General features: G+C 67.2%; 14 protein-coding genes and 1 pseudogene. 9 read left to right on the forward strand and 6 right to left on the reverse strand.

Annotated features, from left to right (window positions below; translation table 11 throughout):
* Positions 1-52 precede the first annotated feature (52 nt).
* The 3 genes from ACQR2C_RS20405 (at position 53) to ACQR2C_RS20415 (ending at position 3,196) form a co-directional block, all read left to right on the forward strand.
* Entirely contained in the window at positions 53-1,372 is a 1,320-nt protein-coding gene (locus ACQR2C_RS20405) for a mechanosensitive ion channel family protein (protein WP_315800514.1), read from the forward strand.
* A gap of 98 nt (positions 1,373-1,470) precedes the next feature.
* Positions 1,471-2,295: a type I methionyl aminopeptidase gene (map, locus tag ACQR2C_RS20410; protein WP_315800515.1), complete on the forward strand. Its 825-nt coding sequence runs from the start codon at positions 1,471-1,473 to the stop codon at positions 2,293-2,295.
* A gap of 97 nt (positions 2,296-2,392) precedes the next feature.
* Positions 2,393-3,196, forward strand: coding sequence for an intradiol ring-cleavage dioxygenase (locus tag ACQR2C_RS20415; protein WP_434881993.1), 804 nt, complete (start codon positions 2,393-2,395; stop codon positions 3,194-3,196).
* On the opposite strand, the gene ACQR2C_RS20420 is transcribed toward ACQR2C_RS20415, so the two are convergent.
* On the reverse strand, positions 3,197-4,387 hold the full coding sequence (locus ACQR2C_RS20420; RefSeq protein ID WP_434873447.1) for an MFS transporter: 1,191 nt from the start codon (positions 4,385-4,387) through the stop codon (positions 3,197-3,199).
* A 212-nt stretch (positions 4,388-4,599) separates the two neighbouring features.
* The gene (gene mddA, locus ACQR2C_RS20425) at positions 4,600-5,379 is read right to left on the reverse strand and encodes a methanethiol S-methyltransferase (protein WP_434881956.1); all 780 of its coding nucleotides are present in this window, start codon (positions 5,377-5,379) and stop codon (positions 4,600-4,602) included.
* 147 nt (positions 5,380-5,526) lie between these two features.
* Between mddA and ACQR2C_RS20430 the strand changes: the two genes are divergently transcribed.
* The 3 genes from ACQR2C_RS20430 to radC all read left to right on the forward strand — a co-directional run bounded on the left by ACQR2C_RS20430 (position 5,527) and on the right by radC (position 8,461).
* A complete protein-coding gene (locus ACQR2C_RS20430) occupies positions 5,527-7,077 on the forward strand; it encodes an alpha/beta fold hydrolase (protein WP_434881957.1) in 1,551 nt (516 codons plus the stop codon).
* Positions 7,078-7,113: 36 nt separating this feature from the next.
* The gene (locus ACQR2C_RS20435; protein WP_434838467.1) at positions 7,114-7,677 is read left to right on the forward strand and encodes an MAPEG family protein; all 564 of its coding nucleotides are present in this window, start codon (positions 7,114-7,116) and stop codon (positions 7,675-7,677) included.
* Positions 7,678-7,747: 70 nt separating this feature from the next.
* Entirely contained in the window at positions 7,748-8,461 is a 714-nt protein-coding gene (gene radC / locus ACQR2C_RS20440) for a RadC family protein (protein WP_434881994.1), read from the forward strand.
* Positions 8,462-8,550: 89 nt separating this feature from the next.
* Here the strand turns inward: radC and ACQR2C_RS20445 are convergent, their stop codons facing one another.
* Positions 8,551-9,036 (reverse strand): Crp/Fnr family transcriptional regulator, encoded by a 486-nt coding sequence (locus tag ACQR2C_RS20445; protein ID WP_316183133.1) that lies wholly within the window; start codon positions 9,034-9,036, stop codon positions 8,551-8,553.
* 560 nt (positions 9,037-9,596) lie between these two features.
* On the opposite strand from ACQR2C_RS20445, the gene ACQR2C_RS20450 reads away from it, so the two are divergent.
* Entirely contained in the window at positions 9,597-11,270 is a 1,674-nt protein-coding gene (locus ACQR2C_RS20450; RefSeq protein WP_434881958.1) for a PAS domain-containing protein, read from the forward strand.
* A 90-nt stretch (positions 11,271-11,360) separates the two neighbouring features.
* Complete coding sequence (locus tag ACQR2C_RS20455; protein ID WP_434881959.1) at positions 11,361-12,074, forward strand: hypothetical protein; 714 nt, start codon at positions 11,361-11,363, stop codon at positions 12,072-12,074.
* An 11-nt stretch (positions 12,075-12,085) separates the two neighbouring features.
* Here the strand turns inward: ACQR2C_RS20455 and ACQR2C_RS20460 are convergent, their stop codons facing one another.
* Entirely contained in the window at positions 12,086-12,946 is an 861-nt protein-coding gene (locus ACQR2C_RS20460; RefSeq protein ID WP_434881960.1) for a DMT family transporter, read from the reverse strand.
* A gap of 103 nt (positions 12,947-13,049) precedes the next feature.
* Here ACQR2C_RS20460 and ACQR2C_RS20465 point away from each other — a divergent pair.
* Positions 13,050-14,506, forward strand: a pseudogene (locus ACQR2C_RS20465) (PLP-dependent aminotransferase family protein).
* A gap of 3 nt (positions 14,507-14,509) precedes the next feature.
* On the opposite strand, the gene ACQR2C_RS20470 reads toward ACQR2C_RS20465, so the two are convergent.
* Together ACQR2C_RS20470 and ACQR2C_RS20475 are read right to left on the reverse strand one after the other, a co-directional pair.
* Positions 14,510-14,839: a hypothetical protein gene (locus ACQR2C_RS20470; protein ID WP_434881961.1), complete on the reverse strand. Its 330-nt coding sequence runs from the start codon at positions 14,837-14,839 to the stop codon at positions 14,510-14,512.
* A 106-nt stretch (positions 14,840-14,945) separates the two neighbouring features.
* Complete coding sequence (locus ACQR2C_RS20475; protein WP_434881962.1) at positions 14,946-16,598, reverse strand: PAS-domain containing protein; 1,653 nt, start codon at positions 16,596-16,598, stop codon at positions 14,946-14,948.
* Between the last annotated feature and the right edge of the window lie 38 nt (positions 16,599-16,636).

Here is a 16,636-nt window from a genome sequence, read left to right on the forward strand (position 1 = left end):
ATCCCGCTGATCCGGCCAACCCGCGCCCCTGTTCCCCTCCGAGACCCCGCTGATGGACCTCGACCTGAAAGACGTTCTCGAATTCCTGCAGACCGTTGGCCGCTCGATCGGCGCCGAGGTCACTTCGCCGTGGTTCTATCTTCAGCTCGGGCTGGTGCTGAGCGGCGCCGGCATCGCCTTTGCCGCCAGCGCTGCCGTGCGCGCCCGCATCGACATGACCTCGCTGGCGATGGGCTGGCCGGGCCCGCTGCGCCAGCTGCTGCGGGTGCTGCTGGAAAGCGTCACCACGGTCGTGTTCGTGATCCTGATGCGGATCGCCCGCACCGGCATGTTGCTGTGGACCTGGCCGAGCCGCAGCTATCTGCTCGCCGTCGCGCTCAAGCTGGCGCTGGCCTGGCTGGTGATCCGGCTGATCACTTCGGTGATCCGCAGCACCTTCATCGTGCAGATCGTGTCGATCTCGGCCTGGCTGGTCGCCGCGCTCAGCATCATCGGCCAGCTCGACAATGTGGTCGACGCGCTCGATTCCATCTCGGTCGTGCTCGGCGGCCTCAGGCTGACGCCGCTGCTGGTGATCAAGCTCGGCGTGCTGCTGCTCGCGGTGCTGTGGCTGACCAACGTCGCCAGCAATTTCGTCGAGAGCCGTATCACGCGTTCGACCGACCTGACACCGTCGATCCAGGTGCTCCTGATCAAGATGGTCCGCATGGGCCTGATGATCCTCGGCGTTGCGATTGCGATCAGTGCGGTCGGCATCAACCTGTCGGCGCTCGCGATCTTCTCCGGCGCCGCCGGTGTCGGTATCGGCCTCGGCCTGCAGCGCATCGTCGCCAATTTCGTCGCGGGCATCATCCTGCTGGCTGACAAATCGGTGAAGCCGGGCGATCTCGTCACCATCGGCGACAGCTCGGGGCGCATCAGCGCGATGAACACGCGCTACATCTCTGTCGCCGCCGGCGACGGCCGCGAGTTCCTGATCCCGAACGAGGATCTTGTCACCCAGAAGGTGACCAACTGGACCTACACCGACAAGAACACGCTGGTGAAGGTCAATTTCGGCACCAACTACGACGCCGATCCCCGCGTCGTCTGCAAACTCGCCACCGAGATCGCGGCCGAGACGCCGCGCACCTTGAAATCGAAGGCGCCGAACTGCCTGCTGACCGAGTTCACCGAGGCCGGCATGAAGTTCTCGCTGACCACATGGATCGCCGATCCCAGCTACATGGACAGCGTCAAGAGCGAGGTGATGCTGGCGCTGTGGGAGGCCTTCAAGCGCGAGGGCATCAGGGTGCCGTATCCGGTGCGAGAGCTTCGCGTTCGCGGCGGCGCGCTGCCGGTCGAGACCACGCTCGAGGTGCCGACCGGCTAGGGCGGCAGATTCAACCGTACAGACCCGGCTTGCACCGGGCGGCACGATCATTAAATTAGACGATCACCCCGCGACATGTTCGAGAACGAAACAGGCCCATGAACTATATCGAAGCGACCGACGCCGCTGCGCGCAAGAACGGCCAGATCAAGCTGCACGGCCCGAGCGGCTTTGCCGGCATGCGCAAGGCCGGCGCGCTGGTGTCGAAGTGCCTCGATGCGCTCACCGACATCGTCAAGCCGGGCGTGCCGACCTCGCGAATCGACGATTTCGTCCGTGACTTCGCCTTCAGCCATGGCGCCTATCCGGCGACGCTGATGTATCGGGGCTATCGCTACTCGACCTGCACGTCGATCAACCACGTGGTCTGCCACGGCATGCCGAACGACCGGCCGCTGAAGGAAGGCGACATCATCAATGTCGACGTCACCTTCATCGTCGACGGCTGGTACGGCGATTCGAGCCGCATGTATGCGATCGGGCCGATCGCGCGCAAGGCCGAGCGGCTGATCGAGGTGACCTACGAATCGATGATGCGCGGCATCGCCGCGGTGAAGCCCGGCGCCACCACCGGCGATATCGGCCATGCGATCCAGAGCTTCGTCGAGCCGCAGGGCATGAGCGTGGTGCGCGACTTCTGCGGCCACGGCCTCGGCCGGCTGTTCCACGACGAGCCGAACATCATCCATGTCGGCCGTCCCGGCGAGGGCGTGCTGCTCAAGCCCGGCATGTTCTTCACCATCGAGCCGATGATCAATCTCGGCAAGCCGCATGTGAAGATCCTGTCCGACGGCTGGACCGCCGTCACGCGCGACCGCTCGCTGTCGGCACAGTTCGAGCACTCGGTCGGCGTCACCAATGACGGCGTCGAGATCTTCACGCTCTCGGAGCGCCATGGCGAGAAGCCGCTGACGCAGGTGTGAGCGGGCTGCCTGGCCCAATGGTCACCGGGCGTCCGATTGTTGCCATGCCGGGCTGATCGACTGCCGCTTCCATCGCATGCGACCGCGGGAGGCTGCTCTGACCAACGCAACACGCCGTGGCGTTCTCGGCCTGCTCTCGGCGGGCGCAGCGCTGCTGACGCCGCCGGCCCGCGCAGCGTCGGAGACGGCTCCCGCGTCGGCGAATGCCGACGAGGCCTGCTTCCTGACGCCGCAGTCGGAATCCGGTCCCTATTATCTCGATCCCAAGCTGGTGCGTGCCGAGATCGCCGAGGACCGGCCGGGCGTGCCGCTCAGGCTGCGCCTTCGCGTCATCGAGGCCGGCACCTGCGCGCCGGTACCAGGCGCGCGCGTCGACATCTGGCACTGCGACGCCCGCGGCATCTATTCGGGCTATCCCGGCCAGAGCGACACCCACAAGCTCGACCAGAGCAGCAAGACGTATCTGCGCGGCACCCAGATGGCCGATGCCGCCGGCTGGGCCGGCTTCAGGACGATTTATCCCGGCTGGTATGCCGGCCGTGCCACCCACATCCACTTCAGGGTGTTTGTCGACGAGACCACGGTGCTGACCGGACAGACGTTCTTTCCCGAGGCGCTGAACGAGTTCATCTACACCAACGTGCCCGACTACACCGGACGGCCGAAGCAGCGGCTCGTCATCAATGCCAATGACCGCGTCGCGACCGAAGCCGATCCCGAACACCGCGCGCATTGCGCGGTGAAGGAGGAGCGCGACCATTATCTCGCGACCCTGACGCTCGCCGTGAGCCGCAAGCCGGCCGCCGCGGTCGAGATGCCCACCGGAAAGCTGCCGCCGGCGCCATGGATCAAGGACCGGCTCGCGGCGCTGGTGCCCGGGCTCAAGCGCAGCCCGTTCTGATCATTTCGGCTCGGTGAACTGATAGGCCAAAGCGGCGAGCGGCAGCGCCGTGCCGAGCGCGGCGGCGGCTGTCCAGCCGCCATGGGCGTATGCCCAGGCACCGAGACCGGAGCCGGCGGCGCCGGCGACGAAGAAGGTGGTCATATAGAGTCCGTTCAGCCGGCTGCGCTGGCCGGCGCCGAGCACGAACAGCACGCGATAGCCGAGGATCAGGCTGAGCTGCGCGCCGCAATCGATCGCGATGGCGGCGATCACCAAAGTCGCCAGCGACCAATGGGTTCCGAGCGGTGCCGCCAATGTCAGCGCGAAGCCGAGCGCGCACATCAGCATCGAGGCGATCGTCGCCGGCCGGGTCCAGCCGCGGTCGGCGATGCGGCCCGCGACCGGCGCCATGATCGCGCCGGCGACGCCGGCCAGCGCGAACAGTGCGATGCCGGTCTGCGACATCCGGAAATCGGGCCCGGCCAGCAGCAGCGGGGACGTGGTCCAGAACACGCTGAAGCCGCCGAACAGCGCGGCCTGGTACAGCGCGCGGCGGCGCAGTGCCGGCGTGTCGCGATAGAGCTCGACCATCGAGCCGAGCAGCTGGCCGTAGCTCAGCCGCGCCTGCGGCTCGCGCGGCGGCAGCGCGAGGCGCAGCACGACGGCCAGGATGAGCATGGCGAGCGCCGAGGCCGCATAGATGACGTGCCAGGACGCATGCGCCGCGACGAAGCTCGCCAGCGGCCGCGCCAGCATGATGCCGAGCATCAGGCCGGTGGTGACGTTGCCGACGGTGCGGCCGCGGATCGCCTCCGGCGCCATGTGCCCGGCATAGGGGATCAGGATCTGCACCGCGACCGAGCCGAAGCCGATCAGCAGCGCCGAGAGCAGGAACGTCGACGGGCTCGTCGCCAGCGCCGCGCAGCCGAGCGCGGCCGCGCCGACGATGATGGTCGTGATGACGAGCTTGCGGTTCTCGATGAGATCGCCGAGCGGCACCACGAACAACAGACCCGCGCCGTAGCCGATCTGGCTCATCGTCACCAGCAGTCCCGCGAGCTGCGGCCGCAGCCCGAGGTCGGCGCTGATCGGCCCGATCAGCGGCTGCGCGTAATAGATGTTGGCGACGATCAGCCCGCAGGAAAAGGCCAATAGCAGCGTGATCCAGGCCGACAGCGAGTCGCCGGAATCGGACGTGATGGTGGTCAACGTGGATCTCTCTCGGGGAGGAACGGCAGGCCATAGGGCCCGATGAGAACGGAGGCTGTCGATCTGCGATTTTGCATCGCAGCATTCAAGCCCGACATAGGTGCTGAGGTCCCCCGCTCCAATTCACGTCTGCGTGGGCGCTGCATCGAGCAAGTCCGCAATCAAAGGCGAGCGCGCTCGACGAGGCCCTGGCGACGTCGAGCCCGCGCCGGCTACTGCGCGCCGTGCGCCTCCGTCTCGGTCTCCGCGGTCCGCCGGCCGCCGATCAGCCGCGGCAGCAGCATCGGCACCTGCCGGCGGTAGCGCTGGTAGGTGTCACCGAACTGGGCGACCAGATCGCGCTCCTCGAGCTGCAGCCCGACCAGGATGTAGGCCGTGCTGAGGGCGGCGAATAGCAGGTGGCCGACCGACATCTCCGGCGTGGCCCAGAAGGCGAGCAGGAAGCCCAGCATCAGCGGGTGGCGCACCAGCCGATACAGCAGCGGCGTTCTGAAAGGCTGCGCTGTCCCGGCGCTGCCGCGGAGGGCGAGCACGGCCTGGCGCAGGCCGAACAGGTCGAAATGATCGATCATGTAGGTCGAGGACAGCGCGATGATCCAGCCGAGCCAGTGGAGGCCGGTCAGCACGCCCGCGGCGGCACCCTCGACGTGCCAGACCGGATTCGGGATCGGACGCCATTGCCAGAACAGCAGCAGCAGGATCAGGCTGGACAGCAGCACATAGGTGCTGCGCTCGACGGCGGCCGGAATGATGCGCGTCAATGCGCGCTTGAAGGCCGGCCGCGCCATCACGCTGTGCTGGATCGCGAACAGCGCGAGCAGCAGCACGTCGACGACGACGGCCTCGGTCACGGCGCTGGACACGCCGACGTCGATCGACTTGGCCGTGAGATAGTTGTAATTGCCGACGAAACCGACCGCCCATACGAACGACCCAAGAAAGACGGCATAGCTCGTAATGGCGTAGAGCATGATGAGGAGGCGTCCGGACATGAATGTTTCCTTGTTGCATCGAGGACGGCATGGCCGTGATCGAGACGCCCGATCCTGGGATCGGTCACGTCTCGTGCGAGCCTGAGCCCTTACCAATCGACCGTCCCCCGAGCGTCCCCCGGACGCAGCCATGCAGGTCGCATCCCGATGGTTCAGTTCCGCGTCCGGACATTTGGCTTCCCCGAGCTGCATCGCGACGGTCAGCCATGCCCGCTGGCGCTGCGCAAGGGCCTCGCCCTGCTGGTCTATCTGGCGGAAGCCAAAGGCCCCGTCGCGCGGGACGTGCTGGCGACGATGCTCTGGCCCGAGAGTTCGGAAGAGGTGGCGCGCGCAAGGCTGCGCCGCCTGCTGCACCGGCTCCAGCTCACGCTCGGCGACGGCTGCCTCACCATCGATCGCGCGACGGTTCGATGGGCCGCCGCGGTCGAGCTGGAGGTCGACTCGGGGTTGTTCGAAACGGCCTGCGACCGCGGCGAATTCGAGCTGGCCTGCCGCCTCTATTCCGGCGACTTCCTGGACGGCTTCACGCCCGGCGACTGTCCGCAGTTCGAGGAATGGGCGTTCTTCCGGCGTGAAGCCCTGCGCGGCCGGGCAGTCCAGGCGCTGGAGCGCGTGGTGCAGGACCGAAGCGCGGCCGGTGATCATGGCGCCGCCACGGTCCATGCCGCACGCCTCGTCGCGTTCGATCCGCTCAGCGAGGTCTATGGCCGCGCCCTGATCCGCAGCCTGCTGCTGGCCGGCGACCGCGCCGCCGCCGAGCGCCATCTCGGCGCCCTGACACAGCGGCTGCGCGACGAGCTCGGCGTGCCCCCCGAGGCGGAGACGCTGGCGCTGCTGGCGCAGGGCGTCGCGGCCCACGACGAAAGCGCGCCGCCGACGCGCTATGTCCTCGGCGACGGCGTTCATCTCGCCTATCAGACCTACGGCGCCGGTCCGCTGGACATTCTGCTGCTGCCCGGCTTCGTCTCGCATGTCGAACGGATCTGGGAGGAGCCGCGCTGCCGGGCCTTGCTGTCCGCGCTCGCCAGAATCGGCCGTCTGATCCTGTTCGACCGCCGCGGCATCGGGCTCTCCGACCGGGTCGGTTTCAGCCCGAGCGTCGAGGCGACCGCGCGCGACATCGCGACCGTGCTCGACGCCGCCGGCAGCCGGCGCACGGTGCTGCTCGGCGCCTCCGAGGGCGGACCGGCCTGCATCACCTTCGCGGCCGACCATCCCGAACGTGTCGCCGGGCTGATCCTGTTCGCCTCGCTCGCCAAGGGCAGCGCTGCGGCCGACTATCCGCATGCGCTGCAGGCCGGCCAGTACGGCATCTGGCTGCGGCAGCTCGTGGCCGGATGGGGCGGACCGGCCGGCATCGAGACGTTCGCGCCGAGCCTGGCCGGCGATCCCCAGGCGCGCGCCTGGTGGGCCGGACTGCTTCGCGCAGCATCCAGCCCCGGCGCCATCAGGGGCCTGCTCGAAGCCTTCAGCGATATGGACGTGCGCCACCTGCTCGCACGGATATCCGCACCGACCCTGGTGCTGCACCGTCGCCACGATCGCGCGGTGGTCGTCGGGGCCGGGCGGCATCTCGCCGGCCAGATCCGCCACGCACGTTTCGTCGAGCTCGACGGCGCCGACCATTGGATGTTCGCCGGCGACCAGAGGCCCGTCCTCGCCAGCATCGAAGCCTTCCTCCGCGGTCTGCCATTGTAAGCAGGATCGCCGGACTGGCAAAATGGACGTCGTCCGGTGCCCCAGGAGGACTCGATCGCCATGGCCGAGGATGCAGCATTCCATCGCGAGCAAACCCAGGTCGCCGCCGGCATGGCCGCAGCCGCGCTGATCGCGATCGCGGCCATCGGCGTCGCGCTGTGGCGAGGCGACGGCCCTGCGGAGCCCGCCGCAGAGCGCCTCGCCATCGCGCTGCGGCTCGATCTGTTCGTGATCGTCTGGCTGCTCGCCGCGATCGGCAATGTCGCCCGGCTGCGCTTCTTCTCGGCCCAGGACATCGCCGGCAGCGCGACCACGGTCGCGAGCGATGCGGTCCGCAGGGGAAATGCGATCCTGCAGAACACGCTGGAGCAGGCCGCGCTCGCGGTCACGGTGCATCTCGGCCTGGCGGCGACGCTGCCTCATCCCGCGCCGCTGCTGCTCACGCTCGTGATCCTGTTCGGCCTCGGGCGGCTGCTGTTCTGGCTCGGCTATGCCTGGGGCGCGGCGGGCCGCGCCTTCGGCTTTGCGCTCACCTTCTATCCCACAGCGTTTTCGCTCATCGTCGGCCTCGCCGTCGTGCTGACGGGACGCGCGGCCTAGCAAGGCGCGCCCCATGGCGCGCGAGCACTTCGAGGTTGCAAAAATGCGGCATCACGGCATGCTGACGCCGATGCCCGAGAAAGCCCCTCCTTCCAACGATATGCCGCCGGACACGCCGCACTATCACGGCCACCGGCAGCGGCTGCGCGAGCGCTTTCACAGCGCCGGCCCCGACGCGCTCAACGACTACGAGCTGCTGGAGATGGTGCTGTTCGCCGCGCTGCCGCGGCGCGACGTCAAGCCGCTGGCGAAGGCGCTGCTGAAAACGTTCGGATCGTTCGCCGAGGTGATCCACGCGCCGGAGCCGCGGCTGCGCGAGATCGACGGCGTCGGCGACGCCTCGATCACCCAGCTCAAGCTGATCGCCGCCGCCGCGCACCGCATCGCCAGGGGCGAGGTGCGGCAGAAGCACGCGCTGGCGTCCTGGCAGGACGTCATCACCTATTGCCGCACCAGCATGGCGTTCGCCGACAAGGAGCAGTTCAGGCTGTTGTTTCTCGACAAGCGCAATCAGCTGATCGCCGACGAGGTGCAGCAGACCGGCACCGTCGATCATACGCCGGTCTATCCACGCGAGGTGATCAAGCGGGCGCTCGAATTGTCGGCCACCGCGATCATCCTGGTGCACAACCATCCCTCGGGCGATCCGACGCCGTCACAGGCCGACATCCGGATGACCAAGACGATCGTGGAGATCGCCAAGCCGCTGGGAATCACGGTTCACGACCACATCATCGTCGGCAAGAACGGCCACACCAGCCTGAAGAGCATCGGGGTGATGTGAAGGCTACGCGGATGCGATGACCTCCTGCCCGACGGCGGCGCAGCTCCGAGCGGCATTTGCGATGCCTCGTACGGCGAAGGCGGCTCAGGCTATGTCAGCGCACCCGCGTCCTCGAGCGCCGGCAGGTCGTGCACGATGATGCTGCCCTCGCTGATCGTCAGCATGCCACGATCGCGAAACTGCGCCAGGATGCGGCTGACGTGAACGGTGGTAAGGCCGACCGTGTCGGCGATGTGCTGCTGGCGCAGCGGCAGCGAATATCTTCGAGATTGATCGAGCCGGCCCGCGTTAGCCCGTCTCATCAGGCTGAGAATGAGAAAGGCGATCCGGCCTTCGGCGGGGCGCTGTCCCAGAACGCTCGCGAGCTCATACGCGTCCGACCTCTCCTGCAAGAGCAGCTCGAACCCGAGCGCCACCAGGGAGGGATCAGTCAGGCACTTCCTGCGCAAGGCGCCGGCGTGGAAAGCGCAAACTTGGACATCCGAGAGCGACTTGACGGAAAAATCCGCACGCGACGGCACGTTCGAGAAGATCATCCGGACGGACGCAAAATCTCCCGTGAACAGGAACTTCACGATCTGCCGCCTGCCGTCGCTGAACGGCAGATAGCGGAACGCCCATCCACTGCAGAGGACGATGATGTCCGAGTCGGTTCCTACGGGATGGCCGGCCGCGACTGTGAAGAAGCGTTGATCCAGCTCCTTGAAAGCCGCTCGATCGCCGCACGACGCAAAGATAGCTCCGCAAAATCCCTTGTCGCTGGCAGGACAAGAGGCACATCTCGTCGGCGGTCCGATGTCCTGTCTCCCCATCAGGGGCGCTTCTCTGTGCGCATCACGGCAGCATTAAATCAGGAACGATCCCGAGCACAAGTGCATAACATTCGTTAAACGCCGAAGCGCAAATCTTAAGAAGATTCCGCCACTTTCGTCGATGTTAGCTGGCTCGCGAACGACGCGAATCTCCCCTGCTAAGAGCCGAGATGCTGTCGGCTGAATTAGTTCAGTGTGCCGGAAGGTTCGACGGCAGGTCGTTCGTTCGAGCCGTCCCCTTCTCTGCCGCCGGTAGATGCGTACAGCTAACAACCCGCAAATACCATCATCGAATTCGCTCCCATCTGGAAGGACTCCGCTCGATGTTCGCTCGCAAGACCGCTGGAGGCGCAGAGGCTCAACTCGCTGCCATCAGCCGCTCCCAAGCCATGATCGAATTCGACATGGACGGCACTATCCGAACGGCGAACAAGAACTTTCTCGACGCACTTGGCTACCGTCTCGAGGAGATTCAGGGCAAGCATCATTCGATGTTCGTGCCCGCGGATCAGCGCGAGAGCGCGGACTATCGCGCGTTCTGGGCCGCGTTGAACAAGGGAGACTTCCAGGCTGCGGAATTCAAGCGGATCGGCAAGGGCGGCCGCGAGGTTTGGATCGAAGCCTCGTACAATCCGGTTCTCGACGCCAAGGGCAAGCCCTGCAAGATCGTCAAGATCGCCATCGACATCACGGCCAAGAAGATCGCCCACCTCAAAGACAGTGGCAAGATCGCCGCGCTCGACCGCTCTCAGGCCGTGATCGAGTTCAACATGGACGGCACGGTCACCACGGCCAACGAAAACTTCCTGAAAGTCATGGGTTATGAGTTACGGGAAATCCAGGGCAAGCACCACAGCATGTTCGTCGAGCCCGCCGAGCGCGACAGCGCGGCCTATCGCGACTTCTGGGCCAAGCTCAATCGCGGCGAATACCAGGCGGCCGAGTACAAGCGGCTCGGCAAGAACGGCAAGGAGGTCTGGATTCTCGCGTCCTACAATCCGATCCTCGACGAGCGGGGCAAGCCGTTCGCGGTGGTCAAGTTCGCGACCGACGTCACGGCCGCGAAGCTGAAGACCGCCGATCTGGCCGGCCAGATTGCGGCGATCGGAAAGTCGCAGGCGGTGATCGAGTTCAACATGGACGGCACGGTGATCACGGCGAACGACAATTTCCTGGCCGCGCTCGGCTATGCACTCGGCGAAATCAGCGGCAAGCACCACAGCATGTTCGTCGAGCCAATCGAGCGCGACGGCGCCGGCTATCGCGACTTCTGGGCCAAGCTCAACCGAGGCGAATATCAGGCCGGCGAATACAGGCGGATCGGAAAGGGCGGCAGGGAGGTCTACATCCAGGCGTCGTACAATCCGATCCTCGATCTGAACGGCAGGCCGTTCAAGGTCGTCAAATACGCGACCGACGTCACGAAGCAGGTTCTGGTGCGAATGGGCAACGAGCGCGTGCGCGGCATGATGGAATCGGTTGCGGCCGGCGCCGAGGAGCTCAACGCCTCCGTGCGCGAGATCTCCGAGGCCATGACCAAGTCGCGGGAAACCGCGATGGGCGCAGTCGATCGCGTCGGGGCGGCGGACACCCAGGCGCAGCATCTCTCCGCCGCGACGCAAGCGATGAGCGGCATCGTCGAGATGATCGACAACATCACCGGGCAGATCAATCTGCTGGCACTGAACGCGACGATCGAATCCGCCCGCGCCGGCGAGGCCGGACGCGGCTTCGCCGTCGTGGCCTCCGAGGTGAAGAGCCTCGCCAATCAGGCCAAGCACGCCACCGACAAGATCGGGCAGGAGATCGAAGGTCTCAACAACATCTCGGGCGAGGTGGTGCTGGCGCTCGGCGAGATCAAGCAGGCCATTCACAATGTGAGCGAGTATGTGACCTCGACGGCGGCGGCCGTCGAGGAGCAGAGCACGGTGACGACCGAGATGTCGAACAGCATGCAGCGCGCGGCGAGCGAAGCCGCCAAGATCGCCGCGGGATAGACGAGCGGGATAGACGAAACGTCGGGCCGGTTTGAACCGGCCGTCTTCCCGCGCCGGCTAATGCTGGCGAAGCGTGGAGAGGAACGACGGATGCGCGCGGCCTTCATCGGACTGATCCTGGGCGTCCTGCCCCTCACGGCGGCCGCCGCCTACGACGCCAACGATCCCGCCAATTGCAGTGGCGTCGGCTGGGATGATGCGCGGCCGCTCGTCGTGGCCAAAGTGAGCGGCCAGCCGCGGGTGAACTTCGTCAAGAGCCCCTATGACGACGACTTCAAGGCCGCCAGCTGTCCCGCTGCGACCGACGCCTGCCGGAAGAAGGCTTACCTCGTCCGCGACGACCTCGTGCTGGTCGACAGGACCCGCGGCGCTTTCGTCTGCGTCAGCTACCAGCAGCCGCATGCGAAGGCACAGATCTGGACCACCGGCTGGTTGCCGCGCGCTGCCCTCACCGCCGTCGAGCCGATGGCCGCGCCGACGACAGCCGACTGGACCGGAAGCTGGGAGCACCCTGGAGGGGGGCTGACGATCAGGAAAGAGGCCGGCAACCGGCTCCGGATCGAAGGCGATCAGGTGCTGCCGGCCGGGCGCGAGTTGCGCGACGGATCGCTCGGCGCCACGGCAGAGCCGAAGGGCGGCCTCATAGCCTTTGTCGACGACGGCAGCACGCCGTTCGAGCGGCCGAATGCCGGCGACGAGTGCCGCGTGCGCCTGCAGCGAATCGGCGCGCTTCTGCTGGTCGAGGACAACAATGATTGCGGCGGCGCCGGCGTCAGCTTCACCGGACTCTATCATCGCAAATAGCCGCCGACGGCTTACGCCCAGCGGCGCGCCATCGCCACGCAGACGACGACGATTCCGGCTGCGGCAATCATCGTTGCCGACACCGGCTCATGCAGCAGCAGGCTCGCGAAACCGAGGCCAAGGAAGGGCTGCAGCAGTTGCAGTTGGCCCACCGTCGCAGTGCCGCCACGGGCGAGCCCGCGGTACCAGAAGGCGAAGCCGACGAACATGCTGAAGACGGAGACATAGGCGAGGCCCAGCCACGCCGCGGCCGTGATGTCACGGGATGCGGCGGGCAGCGTCAGCACCGCCATCAGCAGCATCAGCGGCGCGGACAACAGCAGCGCCCACGAGATCACCTGCCAGCCGCCGAGCCTGCGCGTGAGCATGGCGCCCTCGGCATAGCCCAGGCCGCAGACGATGATCGCGGCGATCATCGCGAGATCGCCGATCGGCGACGCGACGCCATCCTGCGACAGGGCGAAGCCCGAGACCGCCGCAGCCCCGAGCGCAGCGAACAGCCAGAACAACGGCCGCGGCCGCTCGCCGCCGCGCAGCACGCCGAACAAGGCGGTCGACAGCGGCAGCAGACCGACGAACACGATCGCGTGGGCCGAGGTGATGTGCTGGAGCGCCAGAGCGGTGAGCAGCGGAAAACCGATGACGACACCGAGCGACACGACTGCCAGCGACACCAGATCGCGCCGGCCGGGGAGCGGCTGACGCAGCAGCATGAGACAAATTGCGGCCAGCACGGCCGCGAGCGTCGCGCGTGCGCCCGTCAGGAACAGCGGCGAAAAACCCTCCAGTGCCGCCCGCGTCGCCGGCAGCGAGCCGCTGAAGATCGTCATGCCGACGATGCCGCTCCCCCAGCCTTCGATCGATCCCTTCATGCACGGCTCCTCCTCGCAGATCCCATAGCCCGACCAGGCTTGTTGCGGCAGCGACAGACCGATACAATTTCCACAATCTGTATTGGTGCAAAGGGCGACACACTTGGGAGAAGTGACGCGCGATTCCCGCCGGGGCGGCACGCGGACCATCGCCGTGGTCGATGCGATCCGGCAGCGCTTGGCGACGCGCGCGCTCAGCGCCGGCCAGCGTCTGCCCTCGATCCGCGCCTTCGCCGCGGCGATGGGGGTCTCGCCAGCCACCGTCGTCGAGGCCTATGACCGACTTGCCGCGGAAGGCGTGATCCGCGCCCGGCGCGGCTCCGGCTTCTATGTCGCCGATACGGCGCTGCCGCCGCTGGCCCTCGGCGATCGCGAGCCGCGCCGTCCGCGCGCGGTCGACCCGTTTTGGGTGTCGCGGCAGTCGCTCGACGCCGGGCCGGGAACGCTGACGCCCGGCTGCGGCTGGCTGCCGGCCGAGTGGATGCCGCAGGACGCGCTGCGGCGCGCGGTCCGCGCGCTGGCGCGCGGCGGCGGGCGGGTGCTGAGCGACTACGGCGCTGCACGCGGATCGGCAGCGCTACGGCGGTTGCTGCAGGGCCGCCTTGCCGCTATCGGCATCGACGCGTTCAGCGAGCAACTGGTGCTGACCTCGTCCGGTACGCAGGCGATCGACCTGATCTGCCGCATGCTGCTGCGTCCCGGCGACGCCGTGCTGGTCGACGATCCCTGCTACTTCAACTTCCTCGCCTGCTGCGCGCGCATCAGGCGCGGATCGTCAGCGTGCCGATGACGCCGGGCGGACCCGACATCGCCCGGTTCGAGGCAGTGCTCGCGGCCGAGCGCCCGCGGCTCTACATCACCAATTCCGGTCTGCACAATCCGACCGGGGCGACGCTGTCGCTGCAGACGGCGCACCGGCTGCTCAACGCCGCGTCAGCGCATGACACGATCATCGTCGAGGACGACATCTACGGTGATTTCGAACCCGCGCCGTCGCCGCGGCTCGCCGCGCTCGACGGGCTTGCGCGGGTGATCCTGGTCGGCAGCTTCTCCAAGACGCTGTCGGCCTCGGTGCGCTGCGGCTACATCGCGGCGCGTGCGGACTGGATGGAGCCGCTGATCGACCTGCAGATCGCGACCGGCTTCGGCGGTCCCGGACAATTCGCCGCGGAGACGTTGACCCAGGTGCTGACCAGCGGCAGCTACCGCAAGCACGTCGAGGACCTGCGGGCACGGCTTGCGCGAGCGCGGCCGCGGGTGGCGGCACGGCTGCAGCGCATCGGTATCGCCCCATGGCTGATGCCACGCGGCGGCTTTCATCTGTGGTGCAGGTTGCCGGACGGCTGTACGGCGATCGAGGTGGCCCAGGCCGCGCTCGAGGAGCACGTGGTGCTCGCGCCCGGCGACGTCTTCAGCGCGGCGCAATCCGCCGCGACGATGATGCGCTTCAACGTCGCGCATTGCGAGGATCCGCGCGTCATCCAGGTGCTGGAGCGCGCAACCAAGTCGCCGGCCGCGCGTTCATCGCGCGGCCAAGCGGCCAATTCGGCCGACGGATAAGGCTTAGTAGCAGTAGCGCGGATGCGCGCGAACCCAGGAGCCGTCGCCGCGTTGCAGATAGCAGCCGTTGCGATAGGAATAATAACCGCCACGACGGCGCTCGCCGTCGGCCGCGATGGCAGCTCCGGTGCCGGCCCCGATCACCGCGCCGATCGCAGCACCACGGCCGCCGCCGATCGCGCCGCCCAGAATCGCGCCGCCGGCGCCGCCGAGGATGGCGCCACCCAGCGCGTCCTGCGCGGCAGCCTGATGCAGCGGCGCTGCGACCGAAAGCGTGAGCAGCGCGGCAGCGCCAAGGCGGGTGGCGAAAGGAATCCCCAGACGTCGGATCATGAACAGGTCTCCGTTTCGGGCACGCTATTCCACCCGGCGAGGCCGTTCTTGATGCAGATCAAGGCGACGTCAAGGCGGGGGAATCCCGGACGTTGCCAGTGACGCATCATGCTGCCGCGCGCTGATCCTGCGTGCGGTCCTCGATGATGCTGAGCAGATATTTCGGCTCGCCCTCACCGATCGAGACTGGCAGCCGGCGCACGACGATGTCGCGCGGACCGTTTCCGGGCGTGAGAATGCTATGGGCTCGCGGCTCATCGTCGCCGCGCCCTGCGAGCTGTTCGCGGGCGGCTTCCTCGAGGATCGCGCCGGTCGGCGGGGAGAACAGCTCGGCCGGCGTGCGGCCGATGATGTCCGTGCGTGGCACGCCGAACAGACGCTCGGCGGCGCGATTGACGAACATGTAACGCAGCGACTGCGCCTCCTTGGCCAGCACCGCCTGCGGGATGTTCTCGAGCAGTGCGGCGAGGAAGTATTCGGCGCGCGCGAGCTTGCGCTCGGCCCGGCGCTGCGCGGTGAAGTCCTCGTGCGTGGCGATCCAGCCGCCGCCATCCACAGGGCGTTCCGAGATGCGGATGATGCGGCCGTCGGCGAGCTCGACCTCGAAGATCTCGGCCCGGCGCTCCTTCATGCGCTCGCGGAGCGCGGCGAGATATTCCGACGGCTTCTCCCGCAGCAGACCGACCTTGGCGCGATGCGCGAGGATCTCGCGCACATGTGCACCGGGTTTTGCGATCGAAGCTGGAACGTTGTACAGCCTGCGGAACTGGTCGTTGACCATCAGCACGTAGCCGAAGCTGTCGAGCATGATCAGGCCCTGGGCCATGTTGGCGACCGCCGCATCGAGCCGCTGCTGGCTGCTGATCGCGCCCTGCTCGAGCTGCTCGTGCTGGCGCAGGATGTCGGTGTACTGGCGCTCGATCTCGACCTCGTGCTGCTCGAGCTCATGCAGGCGGAATGCACCGTCCTGATAGGTCGCGACGGCCTGCGCGACCCGTCCGATCTCGTCATGGCGCCGCGCGTGCGGAATCTTGAGCTTGATGCGGCCGGCGGCGATGCGGTCGGTGACGCGGGCGATGTCGAGCAGCGGCATCAGCACGCCCCAGCGCAGCGCCAGCGCCGCGGCCGCGATCAGCGTGATGATCACCGCTCCGAGCGCCCCCAGATAGAACGCGGCCATGCCGCGCGCATCGGCCGTCTCGCCGAGCTCGCGGGTGCGGTCGGCATAGAGCCGCGACAATTTCTCGAGGTCCTCGTTGAGCGCGGTGCGCACCGCGCGATTCTCGTCATTGTCGCCGAGCTCGCGCGCCGCGGACGATCCGACCGAAATCGTCTGCCGGGCCATCTCGGTGCGGAATGCGACGAATTGTTCGATCCGCTTCTTGAATGGGGCGAACAGCGCGGCGTCACCGTCGGCGACCTGGGCTTCCCACTCCTCCACCACCTTGCTCAGCTGCGCCAGCTTCACGAGCTGCGCATCGGCATAGCGCCGCGCGACGGTGCGGTCCGCCGACATGTAGATGCCGCGCGATTCCATCACGACCGCGTAGATCAGCGCGTTGGTCCGCTCGGTGTTGCGGGACGCCGCGGCAAGCGCTTCGAGTCGGTCGTAGAACAGGCGCTGCTCGCGCAGCGCCGACAGCGCGCCCAAAGTGGACAGCATCACCAGGACGGCGAATGCGGCCGCAGCCGCCGAGATCTTGTCGTTCAGGCTGAACGACGGCAGCGACCTGTTGAACCGGCGCAATAGCTCACGCATGGCGGGCTCCCTCGATGAAGCGCAACCATCAGACGAAA

The organism is Bradyrhizobium sp. HKCCYLRH3061, from assembly GCF_051168015.1.
Classification (GTDB): Bacteria; Pseudomonadota; Alphaproteobacteria; order Rhizobiales; family Xanthobacteraceae; genus Bradyrhizobium.